The sequence below is a fragment of the Lyngbya sp. CCY1209 genome, assembly GCF_055795065.1.
Genome location: NZ_JAYFER010000448.1, coordinates 20,134 through 27,470, shown reverse-complemented (window position 1 = coordinate 27,470; position 7,337 = coordinate 20,134). Strand labels below are relative to the sequence as shown.

The window sequence follows — 7,337 nt, the reverse complement described above, 5'->3', positions numbered from 1 at the left end:
ACCCTGATGTCGAGGGAATTTCCCCTCCCTACACCCTACACCCTACACCCTACACCCCCTCTAGCAGCGCTATAATTTGGAACAAAAATTTGTTATAATAGAAGGTGAAATATTGCCGAATTAAAATTGATTATGGATGTCAAGTTTCGGGAATGCAATCCCTTCGATATTTGGATTTGGCTGCGGTTCGAGACGGTCCCGGCTCCGATGGAACGGCAGTACATTGAAGAGGTGTTCGACTCCTGGTTTTTGTTGGGGAAATTGGGGGGGTTCAACGCGGAGAATTTGCAGGTTCAGGAGGCGGGGGTCGATCTCAACTATATCAGCTACGACGGCGATCGCGGCGCGGAGAGTTTGATGGCCCTCATGCACAACATGGGGGAGGTCGAATATCAGGGGGTTTGGGCGCGGTGCTGGTTCGATCTGGGGACGAGCGACACCTTCGCCCTGGACGTTTTGATCAATGCATTCGATCGCTTGAGTCGGGAATATGTGGTCATCGAAGAACTGATCGTCGGCGGACAGAATGAAGATTGGGTCGGCGATCGCGATCGCCACGAACCGGATTTCGTCGATTATAATTAGGGGCGATCGTGCTGACATTTTCGAGGCTATGGCGAAACCAAAAATTCGGGTGCTGGCATTGGGATTGGTGCGGGAGGGCGATCGCATCTTTGTCTCCCAAGGATACGACTCCAAAAAACAGGAAACCTTCTACCGCGCCTTGGGGGGAGGGGTGGATTTTGGCGAAAATAGCCAGGATGCCCTGCGGCGGGAGTTCAGGGAGGAACTTGGCGCGGAAATTGCCGATATTGAATATTTGGGTGGCCTCGAAAGTATTTTTGTCTATAATGACAGGCAAGGCCATGAAATCATTCAACTGTACCGCTGTCGGTTCGTCGATCGCCAATTTTACGAAACCGAGTCCGTGACCTTCCAGGAAGGCGATCGCGAAAAATTAGCCATCTGGGTGCCCATCTCTCGATTCCGGTCGGGCGAATTAAAACTCGTTCCCGAAGACTTCCTCAGCTACCTCGATTAAATCGGCACACTTGTGGTTATGAATTACTTCGTCGCTTCGCCTCCCCAATCCCGGGCTTCCGCCAACCTGGAGTTCGATACCTTCATGCTCCAATTCACCGCCTTGGAAGGGGTGGCGATCGAAGAAAACTACAGCGTCCGCGATCGCATCACAGCCTTCCGCAAAATCTACTACGATTCCCAAACCGACGCCCGAACCGACGCCGGGGCGACCTTCGGCGGCGGCCTGTGGAACGTTCTGATTCCCGAAGCCCGTTCCACCCCCCTGCCCTCGGGCTGGTCTTCCGCCAAATGGCGGGGGGCCGTGCAGTTTCTCCGCAACCACCAAGCCATCCCCATCCACGGAACCGGCGTCGATATCGGACACCTATTCGCCGGGGCCGACGCCGGCCAATATCCCGATGCCGTCAGCCTCGCCGGGGGGTTGGTGCGGATGCGTTCCAATCAGGAAGCCGCCACCTTTGTCGGGGATCTCGGCAGCGTGGTGGTGGAGTACATTTACGGAAATCCCGCCCCCTTCGCGGACGTCGCCCAAATGCGATCGCCCCTGTTGGAAACCTACTACGACGGCGACAAAGGACGCATCGGCAAAGCCGACATGGCCGGAAATGCTGACTCCTACGCCATCCACTTCGACCGGGCCCAAACCCTCACCCAAACCTTACTGGAATATTACACCGCACCGTCCGACGGCGCCGGGCGCCGCTACCGGACCTTCGCCCAAAAAATCGGCCTGGGAACCCCCGACGGCGGCCGTTTTTCCGGAGACACCCCGGACTGGCGGCGGGAGTTGCACGAACAGGTTTTCAACGCCGCCCTCGCCTACGCCGCCGCCACGGGACGGCGGGGCGATGTCGTCCTGATCCTGGCCAATCCCACCCCCGACATCTTGGGACTGACCCCCCGACAGGCCTATTGGAATGTGGCTCGCTGGGTGGTGGATTTGTTCGTGAGCCGAATGGCTCGGTTTGCGAGTCGGGAATGAGATGGGAAAATTCGGATACACTGGAATTGGCGAGATGCGATCAAACCGACCCCGCCCCCGGTTTCCGGGCACTCGCTGATTTCCCTCACCCGATTCCCCATTCCCCATTCCCCATTACCTGGCCCTGGCGCCATAGCATCGAGACTTCCAATCCATCGATTATTAATTCTCAATTCTCAATTCTTAAAAAAACCCTTAGATGTGAAGAGGCGATCGACCCATGTCCCACCACCAACACCACCAACATCACCCCCACCACCAACACCACCACCCGGAGCAACACCACCATGCCGAGAGCCCTCCCAATCCCCTATTGGAGAAGTTGCGGGCGATCGCCAAACCTAGAATTTGGGGACCCGTCGGCGTGATTTCCTTCGTGGGCCTGTTCGTCTGGCAGGTGTCGGAACACCCGGACTGGTATCAAGTCGAAATTGGATCGGAAGTTTCCACCGACGGCCTCACCGCAGAAGAACGGGCGATCGCGGCAGAAATTGACAGTTCCGGGTTGTTAGCCGAACAACTGCACCTGGGCAAACCGGAGGACTTCAACTTCTTCAACACACCCATTCAGGGGGGGGAAGACGTCTTGGAAGCCGCAAGGCAACCCGACAGCGACGATCGCCCAACTGTCACCCTACCCGAACCTGAGCTTCCCACCCTGCCCACATTCCTCCCGCAGCAGCCATCCCAACCGGCGACCGGCAATCCCTTCGCCCCCACCCCGGCATCGCCACCCTCCCAGACGGCCCCCGCCGCCCGATCGAATCCCCTGGGGATGCCCAACTTCGGCACCGCCCCCTCCCGGTCAAACGACCCAACCGAGACGAAGGACCCGACTCTCCCCGCCAGCCCCCTGCAGGCGGCGATGGACCAGTATCTCTTGCAGTCGCAACCCGAAAGCACCGCCCCAACCCAAGAAACGACCGCCGACCCCATCGACGCCACCGGAAGCTTCAATCCCATTTCAGTGGCAACCCCAACCTCCCAACCCGCCGCCGGCGACGTTCCCTATACCGGCATCCCCCTGCCGGCATCGGCCCCAGCCGTCCAGGTTCCCGAACCCACCTGGGTTGTCCCCCGCACCGTCACCGCCATCGACGGCACGGCGGCCCCCGTACAAACGCCGGCGACCAACCCCTACCAAACCAATACCGCGCTGCCCCAACCCGTACCCCAGGCCCAGCAGCCCAACGCCCGACCCGCGCCGGTGTTGCCCCCCAATCCGGCTAACCCCTACGGCCAATATAATTTCACGGGAACCAACCCCTACGCCCGGTCGCCCAACTCCGGCAACTTGGGCACCTCCGGCAACCCCAGCTATCAGACGGCGACGCCGAACCCCCAAAATTACGTCGTCGGTCCGTCGAATTTGAACCGTACCGGTCAAAATCCGGTCGTCCGACAGCAGACCCCCTTTACTGCACCCCGGCGCACGCCGGGACGGACGATCGGCGGCGGCCGGATCAATACCTTCTCGAACCCTTAGTCGTAAAGTTTTATAAGGTTTTGAACGAGTTCTTTTGATGCGGTGTTAACGTGGAAAGATAGTATATCTAGGTATACGTCGTGTCTGCAACTATCCAGTTTATCGACGGACTGGACGAGGAACTGGGTGGGGTTAGCCTCCGCAAACGTCGGGACAGCAACACCAAGATTGTCGTTTTAGTCTTCAACCAACTCAAGGCGATCGAACGCCTGAGGGCCTACCGCAAACAAATCAGCCACCTGTGGCTGCGGGACGACGAGGGAGAAATCCGCGTCAGCCCCACGGGGGTCAAATTCTTCTATATGGAAGATGACGAACTCTCGAAGGCGGAATGTTCTTTTGAGGTGGAGTCGGAGGACGTTTTCGAGCGGGTGATGCGGTTCTTGCACCGCTACGCCGACGAACACGGGTTCGAGTACAGTCCGGCTTGATCTTTCACCGGCGATCGCTTCACCGGGATTTCTTTATAATAAAATCGACGTGAGAGCCGTTTTGATATGAGTGACGCGATCGCCCTCAAAACCCTGAAAGCAGAACCGATCGCCCCCGATCGCTTTCGGCCCTATGGACAGGTTATCTTCCCCGCCACAGACGGCCAACCCTACGGTCGCGAGGATGCCCAACTCGATTTGAGCAACGGCACCCCCCGATTTTACATCATGCGCCTCACCGAACGAGGCCGAGAATTTCACGCCATCACCCGCCACGTCCGCTGTACCCAGTGTTTGGGCTCCCTGGAGGGGAAAGAGTGGCTGATAGCCGTCGCCCCACCTTCAAAGAGCGATCGCCCCGATTTGGACCAACTCGCCGCCTTCCGCATCCCCGGCAATTGCTTCATCAAATTGGAGGTGGGAACCTGGCACGCCGGCCCCTATTTTGATGGCGCGGATTTTATCGATTTTTATAACTTGGAATTGAGCGATACAAACGTCGTCGATCACTTCACCCATAACTTCAAAAAACAGGACAATCTCCGGTTTGAAATCATCTAGCGCTGCACCCCACACATGGCGAATTGGAATTCATAATTATTAATCGTTATAGCAGTGCGCGCAGCGCTATTGTTGACAAGTCGAGGCAGCCCCGAAAACTTCCAAACTAAGTTCTCAAGGGTTCCCGACTCCCGATTATCGAGGACCGCGCGCAGCGCTATAATTGTTAATTGTTAATTTCGAGATTTTTCCAGCAATTCCAGAATGCCGCGATCGTCAAAATTTTGGGACAGTTGTAAAATGCGATCGCTGAACTGGGAATAACCTCGATCCAATGAGGGCAACCGTTGGGCTTCTATTTCGATGGTTTCAATGTCGCCAATTTTAGCCGCTTGATAGATAGCTTCCAGCAGTTCAAATGGGGGAATTGTTGGGGTAAAATTCGGACGTTCGGTCGAATTTTCGTCCGCCCCTTTACCGTCATAAACCCACTGCAAGGGGAGATATTTTTTGAACTCCTTCAGGAGGCGATTTAGGTCGATAGGTTTGGGGATAAATTGATTGCAACCCGCCGCGATCGCCTGTTTTTCATCGAGATTAGAAACGCTGGCAGAAGAGGCGATAATGGGCAGGTCGCGGTAAGCGGAATTCCGAATTTTTTTAATCATTTCATACCCGCCCATTAAGGGCATTTTTAAGTCCGTGATCAGCAAATTCGGGCAAAATTCTGCCAACTTTTCCCAGCCTTCCAAGCCGTTGTCGGCTTCTTCGACAATAAAACCGAGAGGCCGCAGAAAATCAGCCAAAACCGACCGATTCACCGCTTCATCATCGACGACCAAAATTGTCTGCCGTTCTCCGGTATAGCCGACAATTTTGCCGAGATCGAGGGGAAGCTGATGGGTTGTGCTTTCCGATGCCAAAGGTAGGGCGAGATGGAACCAAAAGGTACTGCCTTCGCCGCGGGTGCTCGCCACTTCGATCTGACTTCCCATTAAATTCACCAATTGGTGACAAATCGCCAAACCCAAACCCGTTCCCTCGCTCCGTTTGGAGGTATCCCCCACCTGTTCAAAGGGCAAAAAAATTGTCTCCAGTTGTTCCGGAGTCATCCCCACCCCCGTATCTTTGATGAGGAAACGGATAACAGCCAGAGGCGGGGACTCGGAGTCGGAATCGTCGCCCGCAGATTGACTCGGTTTCGGATTTTCTGCCGCTTCCGTTGCGATCGCGTCAATGGTAAAATACACCTCTCCCACGTCGGTAAACTTCACCGCATTTCCCAGCAAATTGATCAAAACTTGGCGGAGGCGTTTGTCGTCAACCATGACGTAGTTCGGAATATGCTGATCGCACCGATAATTGAACTCGATTCCCTTCCGTTCAGCCCGGATGCGGATGATTTCGGATATCCCCAGCAAAAAGGAGGGCAAATGCACTTCTTTCGGGAATAATTCCAGTCGCCGCGCCTCAATTTTTGCCAGGTCGAGAATATCGTTGATCAGGGTGAGCAAATGGGAACCCGCCTGATAAATTACGTCAACTCCTTTGCGGTGGGAGCCGAGATCGTCGGCCTGTTGGAGAATTTGGGCGTAACCGAGAATTCCATTCAGGGGAGTCCGCAACTCGTGGCTCATGTTGGCTAAAAACTCGCTTTTGGCTTGGTTCGCTGCATCCGCGACGTTGCGGGCTTCTTCGAGTTGATGAGTGTAAATTTCGATGCGTTCTACGAGTCGGTTGAATGCTTCAGCGAGGGAGCCGATTTCATCTTTCGTCATCTGGGGACAGCGGAGCGCGAAGTTGGAATCTTCGGTCACTTGGCGGGCGACTTGTTCGACCGCTTTCAGGGGGTAGGCGATCGCGTGGCTGGTGGCGATCGCCAGAAAAATAGCCACGATGACCGACCCTGCGATACTGCTCAAAACGATCAGATTCCGCAACTTTTCGGCTTGCACCAAATCCCGTTCCGCATTTCGATATTGTCGGTCGATCGCCGTTTTTAGCCGCAACAAAGTTTCTAGGAGGCGATCGAACTTTACCTCCATTTCTTTCGACTTCCGGCGATTCAGGGCCACCACAATTTGATTTCTCGCCGCAGGAATTTCCGCGTCGGTCAGGTTGGGGGGGTCGAGGTCTTGCCAGAGCGTTTTGACCCATTCTTCATACTCGTCCGTCGTCTCCCGGTACTGTTGGAGCGTCGCCCTCAATTGGGGAACATCCGCCTCCGAAAATTGGGCGTAGCCGTCGAGAAAGGTTTGAAATTCCCCGACCTTTTCTTCCACTTTACGGACATCATTTAAAAACTTCTCTGATTCATAGTCAAACCAAATGCTATCTCCCAACACCATGAGCAGGCGTTGAGGGTGAATTTGGGTGGATTTGATGCTGTTATCTAAATCGGAGAGAAGCTGCTGTTGACGGTCGGCGATCGCCAGAGAAAGACGGGCTTGATACTGATAATAATTGCCGATATACAACCCGCTCAAAGACCCCAAAACGGCTACGCCGAGAGAGATGGTGGCGCTAACCGCGATCTTTTGCACGATGCTAAATTCGCACAACCGACCCATGAGAGCGTTCGCTGGCTTGAGCATAATATCAAATCCTGATAATTGACCACAAAACATCTGTGGTGGAGGGAGTAGGGAGTCGGGAGTAGGGAGTCGAGTTTTCCTCTTTCCCTTGAGTCCTCCCGATGTCCGAGTATTTAACCGGATCTGATATAAAAAGACACGGAGGGACACGAGTTAGTTATCAATTATAAATGCAGGGCATCGATTTCGACCACAGAGGTCGATGGGAAACAAAAGCACCCGACGGACGAATTATAAGTCGATACGCGATTCCACTCTCCGTGAATTGACGAAAGCCCCCGAGTCTCGTACCGGCTTTG

Annotated in this window: 7 protein-coding genes; 6 read left to right on the top strand and 1 reads right to left on the bottom strand. The window is 54.9% G+C overall.

Going from position 1 to position 7,337, the window contains the following annotated elements:
* Positions 1 to 132 precede the first annotated feature (132 nt).
* The 6 genes from AC0QHF_RS14200 to AC0QHF_RS14175 all read left to right on the top strand — a co-directional run bounded on the left by AC0QHF_RS14200 (position 133) and on the right by AC0QHF_RS14175 (position 4,504).
* On the top strand, positions 133 to 585 hold the full coding sequence (locus AC0QHF_RS14200) for a DUF3531 family protein (RefSeq protein ID WP_324704877.1): 453 nt from the start codon (positions 133 to 135) through the stop codon (positions 583 to 585).
* Between the two features lie 28 nt (positions 586 to 613).
* On the top strand, positions 614 to 1,042 hold the full coding sequence (locus tag AC0QHF_RS14195) for an NUDIX hydrolase (RefSeq protein ID WP_324704876.1): 429 nt from the start codon (positions 614 to 616) through the stop codon (positions 1,040 to 1,042).
* An 18-nt stretch (positions 1,043 to 1,060) separates the two neighbouring features.
* Positions 1,061 to 2,026, top strand: a complete 966-nt coding sequence (locus AC0QHF_RS14190; RefSeq protein WP_324704875.1) for a hypothetical protein — start codon at positions 1,061 to 1,063, stop codon at positions 2,024 to 2,026.
* Positions 2,027 to 2,246: 220 nt separating this feature from the next.
* Positions 2,247 to 3,512: a hypothetical protein gene (locus tag AC0QHF_RS14185; protein ID WP_324704874.1), complete on the top strand. Its 1,266-nt coding sequence runs from the start codon at positions 2,247 to 2,249 to the stop codon at positions 3,510 to 3,512.
* An 80-nt stretch (positions 3,513 to 3,592) separates the two neighbouring features.
* Positions 3,593 to 3,943: a photosystem II reaction center protein Psb28 gene (psb28, locus tag AC0QHF_RS14180; protein WP_324704873.1), complete on the top strand. Its 351-nt coding sequence runs from the start codon at positions 3,593 to 3,595 to the stop codon at positions 3,941 to 3,943.
* A 66-nt stretch (positions 3,944 to 4,009) separates the two neighbouring features.
* Positions 4,010 to 4,504, top strand: a complete 495-nt coding sequence (locus tag AC0QHF_RS14175) for an ureidoglycolate lyase (protein ID WP_324704872.1) — start codon at positions 4,010 to 4,012, stop codon at positions 4,502 to 4,504.
* A gap of 173 nt (positions 4,505 to 4,677) precedes the next feature.
* On the opposite strand, the gene AC0QHF_RS14170 is transcribed toward AC0QHF_RS14175, so the two are convergent.
* Positions 4,678 to 7,038 carry an ATP-binding protein gene (locus AC0QHF_RS14170; protein WP_324704871.1) on the bottom strand — a complete coding sequence of 787 codons (2,361 nt, stop codon included), beginning with the start codon at positions 7,036 to 7,038 and terminating at the stop codon, positions 4,678 to 4,680.
* Positions 7,039 to 7,337 lie beyond the last annotated feature (299 nt).

Excerpts from the sequence above, each read along its gene's own strand:
- AC0QHF_RS14175 (WP_324704872.1), top strand. The coding sequence starts at position 4,010 with ATGAGTGACGCGATCGCCCTCAAAACCCTGAAAGCAGAACCGATCGCC.
- AC0QHF_RS14200 (WP_324704877.1), top strand. The coding sequence starts at position 133 with ATGGATGTCAAGTTTCGGGAATGCAATCCCTTCGATATTTGGATTTGG.
- AC0QHF_RS14170 (WP_324704871.1), bottom strand. The coding sequence starts at position 7,038 with ATGCTCAAGCCAGCGAACGCTCTCATGGGTCGGTTGTGCGAATTTAGC.
- AC0QHF_RS14195 (WP_324704876.1), top strand. The coding sequence starts at position 614 with ATGGCGAAACCAAAAATTCGGGTGCTGGCATTGGGATTGGTGCGGGAG.
- AC0QHF_RS14185 (WP_324704874.1), top strand. The coding sequence starts at position 2,247 with ATGTCCCACCACCAACACCACCAACATCACCCCCACCACCAACACCAC.
- AC0QHF_RS14190 (WP_324704875.1), top strand. The coding sequence starts at position 1,061 with ATGAATTACTTCGTCGCTTCGCCTCCCCAATCCCGGGCTTCCGCCAAC.